The organism is Streptoverticillium reticulum, assembly GCF_047456005.1.
GTDB lineage: Bacteria > Actinomycetota > Actinomycetes > Streptomycetales > Streptomycetaceae > Streptomyces > Streptomyces reticulum.
The window spans coordinates 1,769,919-1,791,148 of the sequence record NZ_CP179755.1; the positions used below are offsets into that span (position 1 = coordinate 1,769,919).

At 72.5% G+C, this 21,230-nt stretch carries 7 protein-coding genes; 1 reads left to right on the plus strand and 6 read right to left on the minus strand.

The window, feature by feature from the left end:
• Positions 1-2: 2 nt before the first annotated feature.
• The 5 genes from ACMATS_RS08010 to ACMATS_RS08030 form a co-directional block, all read right to left on the minus strand.
• Positions 3-2,642 carry an aldehyde dehydrogenase family protein gene (locus ACMATS_RS08010; RefSeq protein ID WP_414167465.1) on the minus strand — a complete coding sequence of 880 codons (2,640 nt, stop codon included), beginning with the start codon at positions 2,640-2,642 and terminating at the stop codon, positions 3-5.
• A 115-nt stretch (positions 2,643-2,757) separates the two neighbouring features.
• Positions 2,758-4,479 (minus strand): acyl-CoA dehydrogenase, encoded by a 1,722-nt coding sequence (locus ACMATS_RS08015; protein ID WP_414167466.1) that lies wholly within the window; start codon positions 4,477-4,479, stop codon positions 2,758-2,760.
• A 57-nt stretch (positions 4,480-4,536) separates the two neighbouring features.
• Positions 4,537-10,419 (minus strand): alpha/beta fold hydrolase, encoded by a 5,883-nt coding sequence (locus tag ACMATS_RS08020; RefSeq protein ID WP_414167467.1) that lies wholly within the window; start codon positions 10,417-10,419, stop codon positions 4,537-4,539.
• A 32-nt stretch (positions 10,420-10,451) separates the two neighbouring features.
• Positions 10,452-12,197, minus strand: coding sequence for a methyltransferase (locus ACMATS_RS08025; RefSeq protein ID WP_414167468.1), 1,746 nt, complete (start codon positions 12,195-12,197; stop codon positions 10,452-10,454).
• A 216-nt stretch (positions 12,198-12,413) separates the two neighbouring features.
• Positions 12,414-12,557 (minus strand): hypothetical protein, encoded by a 144-nt coding sequence (locus ACMATS_RS08030; RefSeq protein ID WP_414167469.1) that lies wholly within the window; start codon positions 12,555-12,557, stop codon positions 12,414-12,416.
• On the opposite strand from ACMATS_RS08030, the gene ACMATS_RS08035 reads away from it, so the two are divergent.
• Entirely contained in the window at positions 12,550-13,326 is a 777-nt protein-coding gene (locus ACMATS_RS08035; protein WP_414167470.1) for a hypothetical protein, read from the plus strand. The two genes, ACMATS_RS08030 and ACMATS_RS08035, sit on opposite strands and share 8 nt — an antisense overlap.
• Here ACMATS_RS08035 and ACMATS_RS08040 read toward each other — a convergent pair.
• Positions 13,304-21,229, minus strand: a complete 7,926-nt coding sequence (locus ACMATS_RS08040; RefSeq protein WP_414167471.1) for a type I polyketide synthase — start codon at positions 21,227-21,229, stop codon at positions 13,304-13,306. The two genes, ACMATS_RS08035 and ACMATS_RS08040, sit on opposite strands and share 23 nt — an antisense overlap.
• Position 21,230 lies beyond the last annotated feature (1 nt).

Sequence of the window (21,230 nt, forward strand, 5' to 3'; positions counted from 1 at the left end):
GGTCACTTCCCACCCGCCTTGGCCAGGGCGGCCGTTCGGAGTTTCTGCGCCACGGCCTGCGACATGAGCAGGGGTTCGGCGTGCCGCTCGCCGCCGTAGGAAAGATAGTTCGCCCTCATCCCGAATCCGCCGAACGGGCGGTTGCCGTCCTCGGCGTCGAGCAGCGTGTGGTCGACACAGGTTTGGTGACGCTCGGACAGGACTTTCACGGTCTCCGGATCGTTTCCGTAGACCATCGCTCCCAGCGCACGTTCGCTGAAGTAGGGGCTGGACAACCGTTCACGCAACCGCCTCGCACTGGGGTAGGCCACGACGTTGAACACCGGGGCGAACATCTCGGCAAGGGGGATCTTGTCGTCGAAGTCCCACAGCAGCACGGTCGGTTCGATCCTGCGGGACCGCAGATCGATGCACCCGCCGTGCCGGATGCGGCTCATATGACGCACCAGGTAGTCCGAGCAGTTCACCAGCGCCGAGTCGTAGTGGATCGGACCGTAGTCGACGGCGGGATCGCTGTTGTCTCCGAAACGCAGCGAAGCGAGTTCGGCGGACAACAGGCCGATGAATTCCTCGGTGCGGCCCTGCGGTGCGAACACGACGTCGGGACCGAAACAGTCCTGGCCCGAATTGTAGAGCCGTATCCTCGTGACGTCGCGTACGGCGTGTGCAAGATCGGCGTCGGGTGCCATCACAAAGGGGTTGATTCCGCGACCGAAGAAGAGGAAGAGCTGGTCTTCCTCCAGTCCTTCACGGACGGTCTCGGCATTGGAGTAATTTCCGGTGAAGACAATGAGGTCCGCCTCGCGCACCGGCCCCGTCACGAACTTGCGCTGGCTGAGTTCGTGAAGATCGATGGGCAAGCCGTGAACCGGTGCCAGCAGGGCATGTAATCGCTGGATCTGGCTTTTTATGTCGGAGGACGGCCGGAAGACGATGCGGTCGCTGTAAAGGGACGCCACAAGCAGGTAAAGCGCGTAGGAATAGAGCGGGATGTTGGAGGGCATGAAGACCGCGGCCAGGGGCACGCGGCCGGGCCGGACCCGGCGGATCTCCTCCTCCGCTCCGTCGAGGGTGCCGAGGAAGGAACGGATCTCCGCACCGGCGGTGTGGTGGGGCGAGATCTCCGTGAGGATCCTCATCACCGCGTCTTCGTTGTCCGCCACGTACCGGCGCACTGCGCGCAGCGCATCGACGCGATCGGCGAAGGGCATGCGGTAGTCGGGCGCACCGACGGTCGGGCCGGACGCGGTGACGTCGGTGGTCGTGATGTGCGACACGGGCAGCGAGGTCATGGCGATCTTCTCCAGAACGGCCAGGTCGGTCTTTCCCGTGCTCGTCAGAGGCAACGCGGGAAGCACGACGATGTGGTCGGGCTGCTCGTAGCGGGCGAGCACGGGCCGCAGCACTCGCTTCCAGTGCGCAGGCCCGTGACCGTCCGGGTCCGCGATCACGAACACCAGACGGCAGCCCAGACGTTCGTCGGGAACGGCGACGACCTCCGTCCGCGCGCCGGCCGACTCGGCCCGCTCGGCGAGGTGATCGGGATAGAGCGTGTGGCCACCACGGTGCACGGCGCGCTTGCGCCCGACCGGGAACACGCGGCCCGCTTCGTCGAGCAGGCCGATGTCGCCGGTGTGGTGAACGGGACTTGGAACCGGAACGATCTCGCCGTCATCGCCCAGGTGACCGGTCATCAGGCCGTCGCTGCGCACGACGAGCTCGCCGAGCCGGCCGCTCGGAAGCGGCCTGCCGTGGTCGTCGTGGACTTCGACGACCACGCCGGGCAGCGGCGTACCGCACCCGACCGGATCGGCGGGGGGCGCCAGCGCGATGTTTCCCACCTCGGTGGCCCCATAGCCGTCGAGCAGGTGCCGGCCGGTGCGGGCATGGAACCGGGCCGCCAGGCTGCGCCCCAGCGGCGCGCCGCCCACGCACCAGGCTCGTACCGTCTCCAGCGCGTTCGCGAGAGCGGGACGACGGTCGAGCAGATTGAGCAGGCTGTAGTAGGTCGACGGGACCCCGTCCACGATGGAGAGGCCGTGCTCCACGCCGACCACAAGCGCACGGTCCAGGCGCGTCGTTGGTCCGTGGACCACAAGCGTGCCTCCGCCCAGCCACCAGCAGAGGACCAGCGACAGACCGTATTGGTGGGAGTACGGCAGGAGGGGCAGGAAGACGTCGTCAGGCCGGTATCCCATGCGTTCCGCGCTGAGCGCGAGGTTGTCCAGGATCGAACGGCCGGAACGGACAATGCCCTTGGGGCTGCCCGTCGTACCCGACGACCACGAGATCGCGGCGTCCCGGCGCCGCGCCCAGGCCGCGACATCGGGCACGGCCGCCGTGTTCGACACGGGCCGCGGCGCCGCGATGCCGCCCGTCCCGTCGCCCATTTCGAGCACCACGCGCGCCCGAGCGCTGATCTGCGATCGCTGTGCCGGGGTGGCGCGGTGATCTGCCAGGACCACCGAGGCGTCGAGGTGGATGAGCGCGAGCAGATCGACGACCCATTCCCGGGAATTGGCCCCGCTCACCATCACTCGCGAACCGGGTCCGATACCGCGGCGCGCAAGACGTTCGGTGGCGCCGAATACGCGGGCCACGATTTCGTCTGCATCCCAGATGCGCCCCTCGGGCGAGACCAAGCGCCTTATTAAAACGGGCAAACCGTGCTCCCTCACGCCAGGGGGGGGTGTCCGACTTCCTGGGCGCGCACGTTCGTAAACCCACATTCTGTTCAACAAGATACATCTAAAACGACTATCCCATGCCGGTAGGCCGGTGTCGAGTACGGCAACGACGCTCGCTGCGGAGAAGCTCGTCCGGTATCTCCAGCAGCTCGGTCAGAGCTTCGGCGTGGGGGACGAGGCGGCGGCATATCTCGTTGATCCGCTCGGGCAGCGCGAGGACTTCTCCCGGGGTGACGAGCCCGCGTGCGAGGTACCAGCCGGCGTGTGGTGCCGTCTGCTCCAGGCAGTGGAGACGGTACAGGTCACGGAGCAGGGGCCGGGCGGTCTCGGAGACCTCCGGAGCGCACCAAGTGCCGTGCAGGGACTCGGCCGTGGTGCGCGCGGTGTGGGCTTCGGCGAGGCGTTGGGCCAGTTCGGTCTGTGCGTTCCAGGTCTCGAAGTGGACGGTCCCACCCTGGCTGCCCGTGTGCAGGGCCGAGGTGAGCTCGGCGTGCAGGAGGCGTTCCCGGGTGCGGAAGAGGCGCGGCCAGCTGCCCGGTGCGGTCTCGTCGTCCGGTGGCACGCAGTCGGGGCAAGTGGCCATGGCCCAGGCGGCGTCGAGCATGATGAGCCGGTTGTCGCCGCCGGCGGACAGGAAGGCCGTGGTCAGGGCCTGGTAGTCGATCAGGCCGTGTTCCGGGAAGAAGCCGAGTGCGCCGCATGCCGAGCGGCAACGGGTGACGGCCGAGTCCGCGAGGACGGCGACGGTGACCTTGTTCAGAGCCAGCGTGCGCATCTCGGCGGCCGAGGGCCCGGTGCCGACGCCGCCGCCGGGCGGGATGTGCCAGCCGAGTGCGGTGGTCCGGCGGGCGACCGCGGTGGCGGCCAGGGCGTCGGCCGCGGCGCCGAACAGGAGGCGCTGCTGGTTGAGGTGGGCGATGGCCTCGATGTCGCCGGCGAGGCGGTCGTGGGTCCGGCGGTGACGGGCGTGGGTGAGCGCGAGGGCCACACCCGCCCGCGCTGCCGCGGCCAGGCCCACCGTGACCGCGCCCCAGGCGAAGCGGCTCATGCCCACGCTGCGCCGGGTGCGGGCGTCGGGCCCCAGGGGGTCGTGGAAGGACCCGTCGCCGGCGATGGACGCGCCGTCGCGGAGCCAGCTGCGGTACGGCATCCGGACCCGGTCGAACCGGACCTTCGCATAGTCCATGGGCAGCAGCGGCGTCGGTGCGAGGGGCTCGATCGTGACGCCTTCGCATGGTCCGTTCTCGTCCCGCAGCGGTACCAGGAAAAGGGCGGTGCCGCGGTCGGCGCCGCCGGCCCGCAGGCGTGCGCTCACCACGGCCAGCCTGGCGAAGCCGTCCAGGCCCACGTTGGCCGGGCGCTTCGCGGCCTCGGGGGTCGGCGTGTGCAGGACGAACTCGCGGGCTGCCGGGTCGAAGACGGCCTGGGTGCGGATGGCTGAACTGCTGTTGCCGTGGCCGGTTTCGTTCATCAGGGCGGCGCCGATCCACTGCCCGGAGGCGAGGCGGGCCACGTCCTCGTGCGGGGCGCCGAAATCGAGCGCGACGCCGATGGCCATGCAGTGGTGCAGGAACATCGCGAAGAACAGGCGCGGGTCGGTCATCGCGCTCAGTTCGAGTACGGCCCGCAGCCGGGCATGGTCTGCCAGGAGGGGCCGCTGGTCGCCGAGCCGGGACTGGAGGTGCCGCAGCCCCAGGTAGGGCGAGGCGGGCGACGGCCCGTCGGCCCGGTGCGCCGGGGCGAAGAACGCGTCGGTGAACAGCTCCGTGAGGTCGCCGTCGTAGGGGGCCATGTCCGGTGGGTGCTCCTTGGCTCGGGGTGCTCCTGGTACGGGGCCGGATACGCGGGGCTATAACCTGTCTGCGGTCTCCGGCCACCAGGTTCGTACGGCATCGGCCAATGCGGAGGCGTGCGTGTCCAGCATGGTGAAGTGGTCGCCCGGGACGGTGCGTTGAGTGTGAGGAAGCTGCCACGGTCGGGCCCACCGGTCGTCCGATGCGAACTCGGGGAGGGTCTGTCGTGCGCGGAGCAGGAGAGTGGGAGTGCTGATCGGTGCGGGCTGCCAACCGGTCAGTGCGCGGAGGTAGCCGCCGGTGGCGGTGAGGCGGTGTGCGGGGATGCCGTGTGCCGTGAAGTCCCGCTGCCGCACGGCTGCGACGCCGAGGACGTGGGGCAGCACTTCGTCATGGAAGGCCTGGTCGGGCCACGGCGTATCGAGCAGGACCAAGCCGGCCGCGGGACGGCCCAGTTCCTGCAGCCGCGTGGCGACGGCGTGGGCGATCAGCCCGCCGGAGGAGTGCCCGCACAAGAGGAACGGCTTCGCGCCCGTGCACCGGCCGACGGCCGTCGCGTGGGCGGTGGTCAGGGCATCGAGGTCGCGGGGCAGGGGCTCGTCTTCGGCGAAGCCGGGCTGCGGGAGCACGAACACCTCGCGGTCGCCCTGCAACGCCCCGGCGAGAGGGGCGTATTCGTGCGGTCCCGATGCCGGGAGCAGCGAGGGGAAGCACAGCAGCGGGTGGTTGGCGCCCGCCGGTCCGAGCCGGATGGCGCGGGGAGCGTTCTCCGGTGCGGACCCGGCGTCGAACGTGCGACGGAGCCGGGCCGCTGCGCTGATCAGCTCGACGGCGGGGCGGCCTTGCCCGGTCAGACAGGCTTGCCGGTACAGGGCGTCGAGGGTGTCCGGTATCTCGCGAGGTGCGCGTCGGCCGGGCTGCGGCTGCACTTTGTCGCGCACGAGGCGCCACAGGTGGGTGCCGAGTGCCCGGGGCGTACGGTGATCGAGGACGACGGTGGACGGCAGGGGAAGGTCGAGTGCGCGAGCCAGTCGGGCGCGTAACTCGACCGCGGCGAGCGACCCTGTGCCGATCTCGGCGAACGCCGTGTCCGGGTCGATCTGTCTGCCGTCGCGGTGTCCGAGGACGACTGCGGCGTGGTCCCGCACAAGTGTCAGGAGCGCGGACTCGCTGCTCGGGAGCGGCATTTCGTCGACAGGCCGGTGGGACGCGGCGGTCTCGGGCGTCTGCTCGGGCGGTCGGTGAGGCTGTGCGGCTGCAGCTCCGGTCGGAAGCCAGTGGCGCTCCCGCAGGAACGGATAGGAGGGCAGCTCGATGTGACGGGCTTTGCGGCCGGTGAAGATGTTCTTCCAGGCCACCGGAACTCCGTTGCTGAATGCTTCTGCCGCGGAGAGCAGAAAGCGTCGCTCGTCGCCCTCGTCCCTCCTGAGGCTGCCCACTGCGAAGACGGGCCGTTCAGCCGATTCCGCAGTGTCCAGAATGGGGTAGGTGAGGACCGGGTGGGGGCTGACTTCGATGAAGCGGGTGAACCCTTCGTCCAGCAGCATGCGGACCGCTCTGTGGAACTCGACCGGGCGGCGCAGGTTCCGGTACCAGTACTCCGGGGTCAGGCGCGTGGTGTCCAGCGGGCCCGGCTCGACGGTGGAGTAGAACCGCGTCTGTGCGGGGCGGGGTTCAAGGCCGTCGAGCGCAGTCGACAAGTGGTCCTGGAGGACGTCCACGTGGGCACTGTGAGAGGCGTAGTCGACCGCGAGGCCGGTCGCTCGTAGACCCTGGTCACCGAGCTCGTCGAGCAGAGCGCCGACGGCACCGGGGTCACCGGACATCACGCACGAACGAGGGCCGTTGTCGGCCGCGAGCCACAGCCTCCCCTGGTTCACAGCCAGACGATCGCGCACTTCGTCCCTGGGCAGGGCAACGGCCGCCATCCTGCCGCTCGGCAACTCCCGGACGGCAGCGGCCCGCCGGGCGACGACCTTCGCCGCGTCCGCCAGCGACAGGGCGCCGCAGACATGGGCGGCGGCGATTTCCCCCTGGCTGTGCCCGACCACCGCGTCCGGACGCACCCCCAGCGACTGCCACAGGGCACTGAGCGCGACCATGACGGCGAACAGGGATGTCTGTGCGACGTCGACGCGGCTCAGCGGCGGCTGGCCGGACTCTCTGCGCAGCACGGCGCGCACGGACCAGTCGATGTGCGGCGCGAGGGCCTCCTCGCAGGCTGCCAAGGACCGCTCGAACACCTTGGACTCGGTCAGCAGGTCCGCTGCCATGCCCTCCCACTGGGAGCCCTGTCCGGGGAAGACGAAGACCGCGCCGCCGGCCTCGGAACGGACCAGGCCGCCGGTCACGTGGGCGGGCAGGGAGCCGTCGGCGATGCCGTTCAACCCGGCGAGCAGTTCCGCCCGTTGCCGTGCGACGACCACCGCACGGTGCTCGAACGACGGCCGGGACGTGACCAGTGCCCGGCCCGCAGGGAACACATCGGCCGATTCGGCGACCGGGACCAGCCGCAACGCCATCTCGCGCAGGGCCGGGGCGCTGCGGGCGGACAGTACCCAGGGCAGCGCCCGTTCACCGGTCGGCCGGTCTTCGTCCTCGGCCGGGGCCGCGACCGGGACGGGCTGCTCCAGGGGGGCCTCTTCCAGGATCACGTGGGCGTTGGTGCCGCTGATCCCGAAGGCCGACACCCCGGCCCTGCGGATCCGGCCGGACCGCGGCCACGCTCGGGGCGTCAGCAACAGCCGTACGTCACCGGCCCCTTCGGCCACCGGCGGGGACTCCAGGTCGGTGTGCAGGGTGCGCGGCAGCAGGCCGTGCCGCAACGCCTGGACCGTCTTGATGATGCCGGCGACCCCGGCAGCGGCCTGGGTGTGCCCGATGTTCGACTTGACAGACCCCAGCCACAGCGGCCGGCCCTCGTCACGGCCACCGCCGTGCACGGCGTACAGCGCCCCGGCCTCGATCCGGTCGCCCAGCGGTGTGCCCGTTCCGTGTGCCTCGACCACATCGATCTGACCGGCTGCCAACTCGGCGTCGGCCAGAGCCTGGCGGATCACGCGCTGCTGCGCGAGCCCGTTGGGCGCGGTCAGTCCGTTGCTCGCGCCGTCCTGGTTTATGGCCGAACCGGCGATCACGGCGAGGACCGGGTGTCCGTGCCGCCGGGCCCGGGAGAGCCGTTCCAGCACCAGCACTCCCGCGCCCTCCGCCCACGCAGCTCCGTCGGCCGAGGCCGCGAACGCCTTGCACCGGCCGTCCGGTGCAAGGGCCCCTTGGCGGCTGAAGTCCACGAACGAGGCCGGGGTCGCCATCACGGTCGCACCACCGGCCAGGGCCAGGGAGCACTCGCCGCGGCGCAGCGCCTGGACCGCGAGGTGCACGGCCACCAGGGAGGAGGAGCAGGCGGTGTCCACGGTGAGCGCGGGACCGGTCAGACCGAGGGTGTAGGCGATGCGTCCGGAGGCGACGCTCGGCGCATTGCCGGTGAGCAGCAGGCCGTCGAAACGCTCGGGGGCCTCGGCCAGTCGTGGTGCGTAGTCGGGTGCCATCAGCCCGATGAAGACGGCGGTGCCGGAGCCGCGCAACGCGGTGGGGTCGATCCCCGCGCTCTCCAGCGCCTCCCAGCTCGTCTCCAGCAGCAGCCGTTGCTGGGGGTCCATGGCCAGCGCTTCGCGGGGCGATATCCCGAAGAAGCTGGCGTCGAACTCGGCGGCTCCGGCGAGGAAGTGGCCGTAGTGCGTGCTGGAGCGCCCGGGGTGGGCGGGATCCGGGTGCCGGAGCCGGTCGAGGTCCCAGCCTCGGTCGTCCGGAAAGGGGCCGGCCGTCTCCCGGCCGTCGACGAGCAGCTGCCACAGGTCCTCGGCGGAACGGACGTCGCCGGGAAAGCGGCAGCCGATACCGGTGATCACGACCGGGTCGCTGCCGTCGGGTTCCGGTGCGGGGCGCGGCTCCTCCCGGTCGGTCCGCTCCGCCCGGCCGGTCCGCTCCGCCCGGCGTCCGGTGGCCAGCTCGACCAGGTGGCGGGCCAGTTCCCCGGGAGTGGGATGGTCGAAGACGATGGTCGTCGGCAGCGGAAGTCCGGTCGCCTCCGACAGGCTCACGGCCAGGCGCACCGCGGCGAGCGAGCCGACCCCCGATGCGCGGAACGTCCGGTCCGGTGCGGGTTCGCCCGCCGCCTCCGCCGGCAGCACACGGGCGACCTCTTGACGTATCAACTCCCGTGCAGCATGGAGGGCTTCGCGCCCCTGCAGGGCGGCCGGGTCGACCCGTCGGCGGGTCCGGGTCTGCGGAGGACGGGCGAGCAACTCGGCCACGCGACCGCGGGCGATCTTCCCGGTGGGGGTCAGCGGTATCTCGTCCACCAGGAGCAGCTCCAGCGGCTGTTGGAGCTCGGCTGCGCCCTTGCCCGCCAGATGGGCCCGTACTTCCTCCAGGCCGATGGCGGCCCCGGGTTGCAGGGCGGCGATCAGGCAGGGGTACTGGCCGAGCCTGGCGTCGGGGCGGGCCGTGACGGCCAGCCCCGCGAACTGCGGCAGATCACCGAGCAGGGTCTCGATGTCCGAGGCGCTGACCTTCACTCCCCCGACGTTGATCACCTCCGCGTCGCGCCCCCGGTGGGTGAGGGTGCCGTCCGCGTTACGGCGGGCCAGGTCCCCGGTGCGCAGCCAGCCGTCGGCGGTGAAGGCCTCCCGGGTCCGCTCGGGGTCCCCGAGGTAGCCGAGGAACATGTGCGGCCCCCGGTACTGCAGTTCGCCGGTGACGCCTTCGGGGCAGAGCGCTCCCGTGTCGTCCACCACACGTGCGTCGCAGCCGCTGAGAGGGCGGCCGATGCTTCCCACGGCGGTCTCCGGCGGGTCGGCGGGCCGGGTCACGGTGCCCGCGCCCAGCTCCGACATGCCCCACTGGACGATCACCGTAGCCCCGGTGAGCCGCCGCATGTCGGCCACGAGCGGACCGGGCACCGCCGCGCCGCCCGTGCGCACCTCGCGCAGGCGCAGCCTCCCCGCCACCGCACGGTCACCGCGCAGTGCCGCGGCCAGATCCCGCAGTTGGGCGGGTACCGCGAACAGCACGTTCGCTTCGGCACGGTGGGCGAGCGCGCGGAAGGCCTCGGCGTCCCACTGCGGCAACAAGCCCTGCCGGCATCCGGTCAGGAGCGCCAGGTGCACGGACAGCAGGCCGAAGAGATGGGTGAACGGGCTGGCGCTCACGATGGTGTCGCCACCGCTGACGCCACCGTCCAGCGCCACCGTCGCGGCGTTCGACAACAGCGTGCCGTGGCTGTGCAGGCAGAGCTTGGGGCGGTCGGAGGTGGTTCCCGACGACGGCACCAGGACGAACGGCATCTCGGCCGTCAGCTCCACGCGCCGCGGAGACGCCAGGCGGTGGGCGGCGACGAGCGCGTCGTACGGGACGATACGGGCGTCCCGCCCTGCCCGGCCCGCCTCCGCCGGAGCCACCGGCCGGGTCTCTCCGACGAGCAGTACGAGTTCGAGCGCGTCCACCCGGTCCAGCAGTCGTCGGCCCAGCGCCACACCGTCCACCTGTCGGTGATCGGCGGGCAGGACGAGGACACGGGCCCCCGCCCGGCGCATCAACGTCAGCAGGTCCCGCTCACCGTAGGCGGGATGGAGCGGCAGAAGCACCGCTCCGGCCTCGGCCGCCGCGGTGTGGGTGACCACGAATTCCCAGCAGTTGGGAAGGTGGACGGCGACAACGTCGCCCACACCGATGCCGAAGCTCTGCAATCCGGCGGCCAAGGCCCGGGACTCGGCGTGCCACTGCGACCACGACCGCGGTTCACCGCAGCCGACGACGGCCGGAGCATCGCCGTACGCTTCGGCGGCCGCGGCGAAGACCTGCGGCAGTGTCGTAGGCCCGGGCCCGTCGGTGGTGGTGTCCGAGGGGGCGACGAGATAGTCGTGGACGGTGACCGCCATGCGTGCATCCTTCCCCGCACCGGTGCCGGTTGTCAGCCCCGTCGGCGGGCGTGCAGCAGGTTGCCGTCCAGCGGCAGTCCCCGGACCGAGAGGAGCTCGAATCCGGCCGTCTCCAACAGACGCCCGTAGTGGTCGGCGGTCCGCTCCCGGCCGCCCACGTTGCACAGCATGTGCAGGTCCCATGCCACTGCCAGGGGCGTCACATCACCGCGCTTTCCCTCTTCGGTACCAGGCAGCAGGCGCTCCACAAGCAGCAGTTGAGAATCGTCATGCATGCTCTCGGCGCACCGGCGCAGGATGGCCAGGCACTGCTCGTCGTCCCAGTCGTGCAGGACGCGGGACAGCAGGTAGACGTCCCCGCCCTCCGGCACGGCGCGGGTGAAGTCGCCGTCCACGAAGGAGCAACGGTCCGCGCAGCCCGCACCGGCCAGATGCCTGTGTGCGGCCTCCAGCACGTGCGCTCGCTCCAGGAGCACGCCGCGGACGTGAGGTGCATGAGCGAGTACGAGTCCGAGCAACTGGCCGTTGCCTCCGGCGACGTCCACCACCACGCGGGCATGCGAGAAGTCGAAGAGCCCGGGTATCGGTTCGAACATCGCTCCGCTGGAGGCCATCGCGGAGTCGAACAGCTCGGCCATGCCTGGCCGTTCGGCGAAATAGTCGAAGTGCCCCTTCCCGAAGAGTGCCTTGAACGCCTCCTCTCCGGTGCGGACGGAATGGGCCAGTTCCCCGAAGGACCGGTAGAACGGCCCGCCGTACAGCAGCGCCAGCGAGCGCATCGAGTGGGCGGAATCCTCCCGGAGCACTGCACCGAGCTCCGTGAGCTCGTAGAAGTCCCCGGCAGGAGCGACCACCCCGACGGCCGCGAGGTAGCGCAGCAGGCGCACCAGACTGGCCGGATCGACGGCGAGACGGCCGGCCAGCTCGGCGACGGAACCGGGCACTGCCTCTGCAGCCGAGGGGCCGGGCAACTGGTCGGCCAGGCCCAGACCGGCAGCCACCGCGATCGCCTGCGTCGTCCAGGCCCCGGTCATCAGTTCCAGCAGACGCCGCGCCGGATCTCCCGGCTCGGCGCCCCGGTGCGCGGCCAGGACCGCAGGGTGATGACCGCGGGCCCGTACCTCCAGGCGGCTGGAACGCACCGGGCCCGTGGCGGAGAACCCGCCCCGGCCGTCCACGGCAGTGCAGAGGAAGTACAGCACGGTGCAGTTCTCCAGGGAGTTGTATCCCCCGCCGTCGGCGGCCAGTCCGCCGTGGTCGGCGAGGAGCGCACGCAATCCCGCCAGAACCACGCCGTCGGGCGCCCTCACCTCCAGCGCGAGGTGGGACTCGTTGCGCTCCACTCGCTCTCTGCTGACGATCTCGCGCAGCTCCGTACCCGGCACCGCCTCCAGGACGAAGAGTTCGATCTCGCAAGCCCGTTGGCCGACGGCAGGCGCCTGTACGTGCAGGATCGTGACCTCCAGCGCGGCAAGCGGCAGGCGGTAGCGCCGGCTCAGTCGTTCCCGCACCACCACACTGGGGATGGCTTCGCCGACGATGAAGCCGTCGGCCCGCAGGCTTGCTGTCAGCCCGTCGAGCGACGGCGGAAAGACCAGTGCGGCAGCATGGGCCACGTCGCAGTGAGCGGCCACGGCCTCCTGCTCCCCCTCACTGAGCCCGGGCAGCAGGTCCCGCACGACGGCACGTGCGTCCGCCGACCGGACGAGCGACAGAGCGTCGTTGATCACTGTGAGATCGGCCTCGTCGAGGCCGGCCGTCCGGACATACGGATCCATCACAGTCACCTCCCTCGACACGGCAACCGGCAGAGTGTTCCCAGCCTGCCCGCCTGGGAGCCGCCCGGGCAATGACGCGCACATCTGCGCCCGCCTGGCCCGGCCCGGCCCGGCCCGGCCCGGCCCCCGAAGAATCAACCGGCCACGTCCCAGGTCAAGTTACGCCACGGAACGGCCTCCTGGGTGGGTGCGACAGGGCCACATTCTGTGCGGTCATCACAGGATCAGCCCGGCGCGCAGGTCGTCTGCGAAGGCGGCCGTGTCCGTGAGTCCGAAGGCCACGCGCTGGAGCAGGAATCCGTGCAGCAGTCCCATCACCATGCGGGCCCCGCGGTCCGGGTCCGCGGCGGCGATGGGCACGCAGTTGAGCGTCGGCGTCCACGCCTACGAACACACCCAGGCACTGTTCGACGGGCGGGTCGCGGTCGACGGGGTGGACGCGGTGTTCGAGACGGCACCCCTCGTCTCGGACATCTTCCGCCGGGCCGTCGAGGGGCGTTACGACCTTGCCGAGCTCGGTCTCACCTGCTTCCTGCGCACCTTCGACCTCGACGATGCGCCGTTCCTGGCGCTGCCGATCCTGCCCAACCGCAACTTCCGCCACTCGGCGATCTTCGTGAACACCGCCGGCGGGATCGAGAAGCCGCAGGACCTCGCCGGCAGGACCATCGGCGAGTTCGCGCTCTACGGCCACGACGCCGGGATCTGGCCGAAGGGCATCCTGGCCGACGAGTACGGCGTCCGCAGGGAACCGGCACGTCGACAGGGCCTCGCACGCGCCGTCTACGACGCCTTCATGCAAGCCAAGGAGTTGGCCGAGCAGAAATATCTACTACGGGGTCGGCGCGAACCGCAAGGCCATCGACACCTTCTTGCGCTACCACCACGAACAGGGCCTGTCGAAGCGCCGATTGACGTGCGAGGACATCTTCGTACCGGAACTCCTCGACACCTGAGTCGAGCGGCAACGACGTTTCGGGGGTGTCGCTTCCGAAGCTCCGGACCGCCACGCGACCGCCACCGCGGCCAGGTCGCGGGCATGCCCGACGGGATGAGCGGAGCAGGCCCGGGCCGCGTGACAACTGCCGGCCGGGGGCCGTCTGTTGTCACGCGCGACCCGGCCCCGTGAGCCAGGCACTGATCGCTCCGGCAGTGGTACGTGCCTCCTCCTCGATGACGCTCCAGTGGTCGCCGGGGACATCGGCGGTCGTGCACGGAGCGGGCCAGGAGGTCTGCCGCCAGCCCCGGCCCGGCGCCGGGGGCCGGGTGGCGCGGACCAGCAGGGTGGGAATCGGCATGGGTTCCGGGGTCCAGCCGCGGGCCAGACGGCTGTAGGCGCCCAGGGCCGCCAGGGAGGTGTCGTCCACCAAGGCCTCGAACTGTTCGCCCAGTTCGAGGGCCGGGCGGGCGGGCATGGCCAGCAGCCACGGCCGGTCCTCGTCGTCCGGGGTGACGTGGTAGGTGTCGACGAGGACGAGACCGGCCGGCGGAGTCGTGGTGCCCGTCAGCAGGGCGGCCACGGAGTGGGCCGCGCAGCCGCCCATCGAGTGGCCGACGACGGCGTAGGGGCGGTCGCCGAGGTGTTCCCGCACGGTGGCGGCGTGGAGTTCCGTGAGGGTGTCCCAGGTGTGGGGGACGGCCTCTCCCTGGTCGAGTGCGGGGTGCCGGAGTTCGAGGACGTCGCGTTCGCCCCGGAAGAAGGGGGCCAGGGTGGCGAAGCAGGGGCGGCCGAGGGCGGGGGTGAAGGCGGGGAGGCACACCAGCGCGGGAGCCCCGTCCCCGCCCTCGGCCAGCCGGAGGGGGGCGAGGGCGTGGCGGGTGGCCTCGGTGGCGTCGAAGGTGGGCAGCGCGAGGGAGGCGGTGACGAGGAGGTGCATGGCCGAGACGACATCGCCGGTCCCGCACACTCCTCGGTAGAGGGAGGCGAGCGTCCGGGGCGGTCGGGGCCCGGCCTTCTCCTCCGGCCCCGGTTCCCCCGGCAATGCCTCGTGGAGTTGGTCGGCGAGATGGTCGGCGAGTTGCCGGGCACTCGGCAGGTCGAAGACGGCGGCTGCGCCCAGGGACAGGCCGGTTCGGGCGTTGAGCCGGTTGCGCAGCAGGACGCCCGTCAGGGAGTCGAGGCCCAGCTCGGTGAGGGGGCGGTCGGGGGGCACCGCGGACGCGTCGGGGTGGGCGAGGACCTCGGCGGTCTCCTCGCGGACCAGTTCCAGCAGCGCGGCGCGCCGTTCGGACTCCGGCAGCGCGTCGAGCTCTTGCCGCCAGGATGCGGGCGTCGCGTTCCCGGAGTGCGCGGTGGGGCGTGCCGAGGGGAGCAGGGTGGTCAGGAGCGGTGGGGTGCGGCCGGGAGAAGCGGTGGGGTGCGGCGGGGCAAGCAGCAGCGGGGCGAGCACCGGGGCGTTCATGTCCAGGGCGGTGTCGAACAGGGCCAGCGCGCGGTCGGGAGGCATCGCCCGCAGGATGTCGTCCGCCGCACGGCCGGGGCGGTCCGCGCGGGCCGCCGCCATCCCGTCCGGCCCGCCCCAGGGTCCCCAGGCGAGGGAGAGCGCGGGCAGGCCCAGGGCGGCGCGGTGCCGGGCGAGGGCGTCCAGGAAGGCATTGGCGGCGGCGTAGTTGGCCTGGCCCGGGTTGCCCAGCAGCCCGGCCGCCGAGGAGAACAGGACGAAGTGCGACAGGGGCAGGCCCTCGGTGGCCTCGTGCAGGTTCCAGGCCGCGTCCGCCTTCGGCCGCAGCACGGCGTCCAGGCGTTCGGGGGTGAGGGCTTCCAGGACGCCGTCGTCGAGGACCCCGGCGGCGTGCACCACAGCGGTGAGCGTGGACGCGTACCGCGCGATCACCTCCGTCAGCCGGTCGCGGTCGGCGGCGTCGCAGGCGAGTACGTCCGTACGGGCCCCGGAGCGTTCCAGCGCGGCCCGCAGCTGCGCGGCCCCTGCCGCCCGTGGGCCGCGTCGGCTGAGCAGGACCAGGTGCCGGACCCGGTGCCGGGCGACCAGGTGCCGGGCGAGGAGCGCGCCGAGCCCCCCGGTGCCGCCGGTGATCAGCACGGTGCCGTCCTCCCGGATGCCACCGCGATCACGGTCCCCCGTCGCGGGCGTGAGCCGGGGAACGCTCACGACGCCTTCGTGCAGGGCGAGTTGTGGTTCACCGGTGGCGAGGGCGGCAGGCAGCAGCAGTGGGGACGAGGGGTGGTCGTCGAGGTCGACCAGGGTGAGCCGTCCGGGGTGCTCCGACTGCGCGGACCGTACCAGGCCCCACACGGCGGCGGCCGGCAGGTCCGGAGCGGCGCGGAAGGCGCCGCGGGTGACCACGGCCAGTCCCCCGCCGGGGCCCGCCGGACGGGACAGGTGCTCCCGCAGCACGCGCAGGGCGCGTGCGGTGAGGGCGTGCGTGGCCTCGACGGGGCTCTCCGTCGCGGCCGCCGGTGGGACGGCCAGGGAGACGACGGCCGGCCCGGGCCCCGTACCGGACCCGGAGAGCACTGCCCGGAGTCCCAGGTCGTCGGGGTGCGTCACGGTGAGCGCCGCTCCGTCGCCGCGGGCCGGAACGCCGACCCGGTGCGGGTGGTACAGGGCCCCGGCCCCGCCGCCGGGGAGGGACGTCGGCAGCGGACGCGTGGTCACGGCCCCCACCCGGGCCACTGGTATGCCCTTCGGGTCGGCGAGATGCACGCTGAACTCGTCCGTGCCGACGGTCCGGACGCGGACGCGCAGTGCCGTGGCGCCGACGGCATGAACAGCCGTGTCCCGCAGGGCGAAAGGGACGCGGGCGGGTCCGGCAGAGCCTGCGGCGAGGAGGGGCGCGTGCAACGCCGCGTCCAGCAGCGCGGGATGGATGACGCAGCGTCGCGCTTCGGCGTGCAGTTCGGCAGGCAGTCGCACGTCGGCGAACAGCTCGCCCGAACTCGGCCTCCGCCAGAGGGCGGTGACGCCTCGGAACGCCGTTCCATAGGCGTGTCCCGCCGTGGCCAGCCGCTCGTAGGCGCCGGTGAGGTCCAGGGGAACGGCTCCTTCGGGCGGCCACGTCCCGTCGTCACCCTCGTGCTCCCGGACGCGTGGTACGGGGCCGAGGCGTCCTGTCGCGTGGTGGGTCCAGTCACCGAGCGGGCCCGCAGCCCGGGGGCGGGAGTGGATGTCCACCGCGCGGTGTCCGGCGGCGTCGGGTTCGCCGAGCGTCACCTGCAGCTGCAGCTGGTCCTCCCCGTCGGGGAGGACCAGCGGGGACAGCAGTACCAGCTCTTCCAGTCCGTCGAGTCCGCACATCCCGCCCGTGTGGAGCGCCGTCTCGGCGAACACGGCAGCGGGAACGAGCATGCGCCCGGCGATGACGTGGTCGCGGAGCCACGGGTGGCTCGTACCGGACAAGTCACCCGTGCACACCAGGCGTTGGGTACCGGGCAGTGTGACGGCCCCGGTCAGCAGGGGATGGGCGCGGTCGTCCGCGCGGGGTGCGGACGGGGCGGCGCTGCCGGGCAGCCAGTGACGCCGGCGCTGGAACGGGTACGTCGGCAGGTCCACCCGCCGGGCGCCACTGCCCTCGTACACCCGGTGCCAGTCGACCGGGATCCCCTCCACGTGCAGCCGGGCGACGGCGGACAACAGCACGGCGGGCTCCGGGGCACCGCTCCGCGCGGTGGCGAGGAACACGGGTGTGCGACCGTCCTCTGGGGCGGACCCGGCGGCGGCCGCCGCGGTGAGCTGCGCTCCGGGACCCAGCTCCGCGCAGACGGTGACGCGTTCGTCGTGCGCCAGCCGGTGCACGACGTCGGCAAAGCGCACGGTCGCCCGGGCGTGCCGCACCCAGTACGCGGCCGAGCGCAGATCCTCCCCTGCAGCCGGGCGACCGGTCACGGCGGACATCACCGGGATGCGCGGCTCGTGGTGGATCAGGCCGGCGGCGACGCGTTCGAAGGCGGCCAGGGCCGGTTCCATCAGCGGGGAGTGGAAGGCGTGGGCGACCCGCAGCCGGGTGGTGTGCCGGCCGCGGGCGGCGAAGCGGTCCGCGACGGCGAGTACGGCCGCCTCCTCCCCGGAGACGACGACCGAGCGCCGGGCGTTCACGGCGGCGAGGGCCGCGCGGCCCGCGACGTCTCCCAGCACCGCGAGGGCCTCGTCCTCGGTGGCTTCCAGGGCCACCATGGCTCCACCGCCGGGGAGTTGCTGCATAAGGCGTCCGCGTGCGGCGACGAGGGCGACGGCGTCCGGCTCCGTCAGGATGCCCGCGACATGGGCCGCGACGATCTCGCCCAGGGAGTGCCCGGCCAGGACGCCGGGACGGATCCCCCAGGATTCCAGCAGCCGGAAGAGGGCCACTTCGAAGGCGAACAGACCCGCCTGGGCGATGTCCGTCCGGTCGCGGACGGCCGCGGCATCCGTGGTGCCTTCGGGAGCCCACAGCACATCCCTCAGCGGACGGAGACCGTTGCCGAAGGCCGCGTCGAAACGGGCGCACAAGGCGTCGAAGGCCGCGGCGAAGACCGGGAACGTGCCGTGCAACGCGCGTCCCATGCCGGGGTGTTGCGCCCCCTGTCCGATGAAGAGCACGGCGAGGCGGGCCGTGGTCCCGGCGGCGGTCCGGACCGCGGTGCCCGCCCGGGGCGTGGGGCCGTCCGCCGCCAGGCTGTCCAGAGCGTCCAGCAGAACAGCACGATCGCCGGCCTCCACAGCGGCGCGGAAGGAGAGCGCGGCGCGGGTGGTGGCCAGGGAGAAGGCGACGTCGAGCGGGGACAATTCCGGTTCCCCGCGGAGCAGTTCGGCAATCCGTCGGCTCTGGTCACGGAGCGCGCCCGCGTCCGAACCGGACAGCAGCAGCGGCGGTGCGAGGGCCGCGGGGCCGGCATCCCGCCCGGCAACGGCCTCCGGGGCGGCTTCTTCCAGGATGACGTGCGCGTTGGTCCCGCCGATCCCGAACGCCGACACCCCGGCGCGGCGGGGCCGTCCGGCGGCGGTCGCCCACTCCCGGTCCTCCGTCAGCGGCCGCACGCCGCCCGCGTCCCAGTCCACCTGTGGTGTCGGCCGCGCGCAGTGCGCGATGCGCGGCAGCCGCCCGTGGCGCATGGCCATGACGGTCTTGATGACGCCGCCGACACCTGCCGCGGCCTGGGTGTGCCCGGTGACGGACTTCAGCGCGCCCAGCCACAGCGGGCGGTCCGCCGGGCGGTCCTGCCCGTAGGCGGCCTGGAGCGCCCGGGCCTCGACGGGGTCGCCGAGTGCGGTGCCGGTGCCGTGTGTCTCCACGGTGTCGATGTCCGCGGAGGACAGTCCGGCGTCGGACAACGCCCGCCGGATGACGTCCTGTTGGGCAGGGCCGCTGGGGGCGGTGAGCCCGTTGGAGGCGCCGTCGGAGGCGACGGCCGAGCCGCGCAGCACGGCCAGCACGGGGTGGCCGTTGCGCCGGGCGTCGGACAGCCGCTCCAGCAGGACCAGACCCGCGCCCTCGCCCCAGGCGGTGCCGTCCGCCGTCGCGGAGAAGGGCTTGCAGCGGCCGTCCGGCGCCAGTGCGCGCAGCCTGCTGAAGGCGACGAACGAGGCCGGAGTGGCCATGACGGTGACTCCCCCGGCGACGGCCAGTGCGCACTCGCCGGACCGCAGCGCCCGCACCGCCCAGTGCAGGGCCACGAGCGAGGACGAGCAGGCGGTGTCCACGGTCACGGCGGGCCCGCGGAGCCCCAGGTGATGGGCGAGACGGCCGGACGCCACACTGCCGGCCGACCCCAGCGCGAGGTGCGCCTCCAACTCGTGGGGCCCATGGTGCAGGAGGCGTCCGGCGTAGTCGTCGTGCATGACGCCGACGAACACGCCGGTGTCGCTGTCCCGCAGGGCGAGCGGATCGATGCCGGCCCGCTCCCACAGCTCCCAGGAGATCTCCAGCAGCAGCCGCTGCTGCGGGTCGGTGGCCAGGGCCTCGCGCGGGGACATGCCGAAGAAGGCCGCGTCGAAGTCCGGGGCCCCGCGCAGGAATCCGCCCCGGCAGGTGACGGACGCGCCGAGGCGGTCCGGGTCGGGATCGTGGATCCCCGCCGGGTCCCAGCCGCGGTCGGCGGGGAAGCCGGACGTCGCGTCGGCTCCGTCCGCGACCAGGCGCCACAGCTCCTCGGGAGAGGTGACATCGCCGTCGGCGCCCGGGTAGCGGCACACCATGGCGACCACGGCCACCGGCTCCCCGGCCGCCCCGGTACGGGACGTACCAGGTGCCGCCGTGGTCTGCGGATCGCCGAAGAGGGTGGCGTACAGGTTCTGCGCCACGGCGGCGGGGGTCGGCCGTTCGTACACCAAGGTCGTGGGCAGGGTCAGTCCGGTGACCGTGGCGAGCCGGTCGCGCAGCCGTATCCCCGCGAGGGAGGTGAACCCCAGCCCGGTGAAGGGCCGTTCCGGGTCCACGTCCTGTCCCGGCACGGCACCGGCTTCGGCCACCGATTCGAGGACCAGGCGCAGTACGGCTTCGTGGCGTGCGGGCGCGGGCAACGGCCGCAGCCGTTCGAGGAGTTCCGAGGTGGCCGTGGCGCGTAATGCCGCGGCGTCCTCGGCCGACTGCCCGGCCAGCGCCCGCCGTTGGACCTTGCCCGAGCGCGTCCGGGGCAGCTCGGCCGTCTCGTGGAACTCGTGCGGCACCTTGACCGCCGACAGCCGTGCCCGGCACGCGGCACGGAGGGCATCGGTGTCCACGCCCTGGGGGTCGGGTACGACGAACGCGACGGGCACCTCGCCCAGCACGTCGTGCGGCCTGCCGACAACCGCCGCGTCCATCACCCCGGTGCAGCCCAGCAACACCTGCTCGACCTCGGAAGGGTTGACGTTCTCACCACCGCTGATGATCAGGTCCTCGACCCTGCCGGTGACGCGCAGACCGCCGTCCCGGGTGCGGCGGCCGAGGTCTCCGGTGCGGTACCAGCCGCTCTGCAGGGCCCGGGCCGTCTCGTCGGGGCGACGGTGATATCCGGTCATCAGCTGGGGGCCGCGGACGCGGATCTCCCCCTCGCCCCCGTCGGCGACGTCCTCACCGGTCGCCGGATCGGCCACCCGCACCTCGACGCCGGGCACCGGCACCGGCAGCCCGCCGGACCCCGCACCCTCGAACGGGGTGACCGCGATCTTCCCGCAGGTCTCGGTGGAGCCGTAGCCGTCGAGCAGCGGAACGCCCAACTGCCGCTCGACCTCCGAGCGCAGCTCCGGCGGGCAGGGCGCGCCCGCGCTCACGCAGCGGCGCAGCCCCGGCAGCGGCCGCCGGGAGGTGCGGGACAGCTCGTCGAGCAGCAGCCGGTACGTGGCGGGCACACCGGCAAGGAGGGTGAACGGCCGCTCGGCCAGCGCGTCCGCCGGACGGGCACCGCGGTCGAGGAGGTAGGCGCCGGCCCCCACCGTGACCACCCCCAGCAGACACAACGAGTGGGCATAGGCGTGAGCCATCGGCAACGGCCACAGCAGATAGTCCTGGGGCCCCAGCCCCCACAGCGGAACGTAGGCCGCCGCCACCGACCACAGTGCGGCGCGCTGAGTGGACACCACGCCCTTGCTCGGCCCGGTCGTACCCGAGGTGTAGAGGAGCCAGGCCGGTTCGTCGAGGCCGAGGTCGTCGCGCGGCGGAAGTCCGGGGTCGCTGCCGGCCAGTTCCCCGAAGGCGGCCGTGTCCACCGACAACGTCCGCAACCCAGGAGCGGCGTGTCCGAACGCCGGCAGCAGAGCGGCCTCCGTGACGACCAGCACCGGTGCGCAGTCACTTACCAGGCAAGCCAGTTCGGCCTCCGTCGAGCCGGGGTCGAGCAACACCCCCACGGCCCCCGCACGCAGCACGGCCAGCCAACTCTCCGCCAACTCCACCCGGTTGCCCACGCAGAGCGCCACCCGGTCACCGTGCCGTACGCCCATCCGCCGCAGATGACCCGCCAACCGGGCGGACCGCCGCTCCAGTTCCCCGTAGGTCACACTCCGCCGGGCGTCCACGTAGGCGATGCGGCCCGGCCCGCGTGCGGCGTGCTCCTTCAACGCGCCGGGCAGAGGCCGGATCAACTCGCCGCGCACCTGCTCCGCGCCTTCGCCCATG

Coding starts and splice junctions, on each gene's coding strand:
- ACMATS_RS08025 (WP_414167468.1), bottom strand. CDS start 12,197: ATGGATCCGTATGTCCGGACGGCCGGCCTCGACGAGGCCGATCTCACA.
- ACMATS_RS08035 (WP_414167470.1), top strand. CDS start 12,550: ATGGGCACGCAGTTGAGCGTCGGCGTCCACGCCTACGAACACACCCAG.
- ACMATS_RS08015 (WP_414167466.1), bottom strand. CDS start 4,479: ATGGCCCCCTACGACGGCGACCTCACGGAGCTGTTCACCGACGCGTTC.
- ACMATS_RS08020 (WP_414167467.1), bottom strand. CDS start 10,419: ATGGCGGTCACCGTCCACGACTATCTCGTCGCCCCCTCGGACACCACC.
- ACMATS_RS08040 (WP_414167471.1), bottom strand. CDS start 21,229: ATGGGCGAAGGCGCGGAGCAGGTGCGCGGCGAGTTGATCCGGCCTCTG.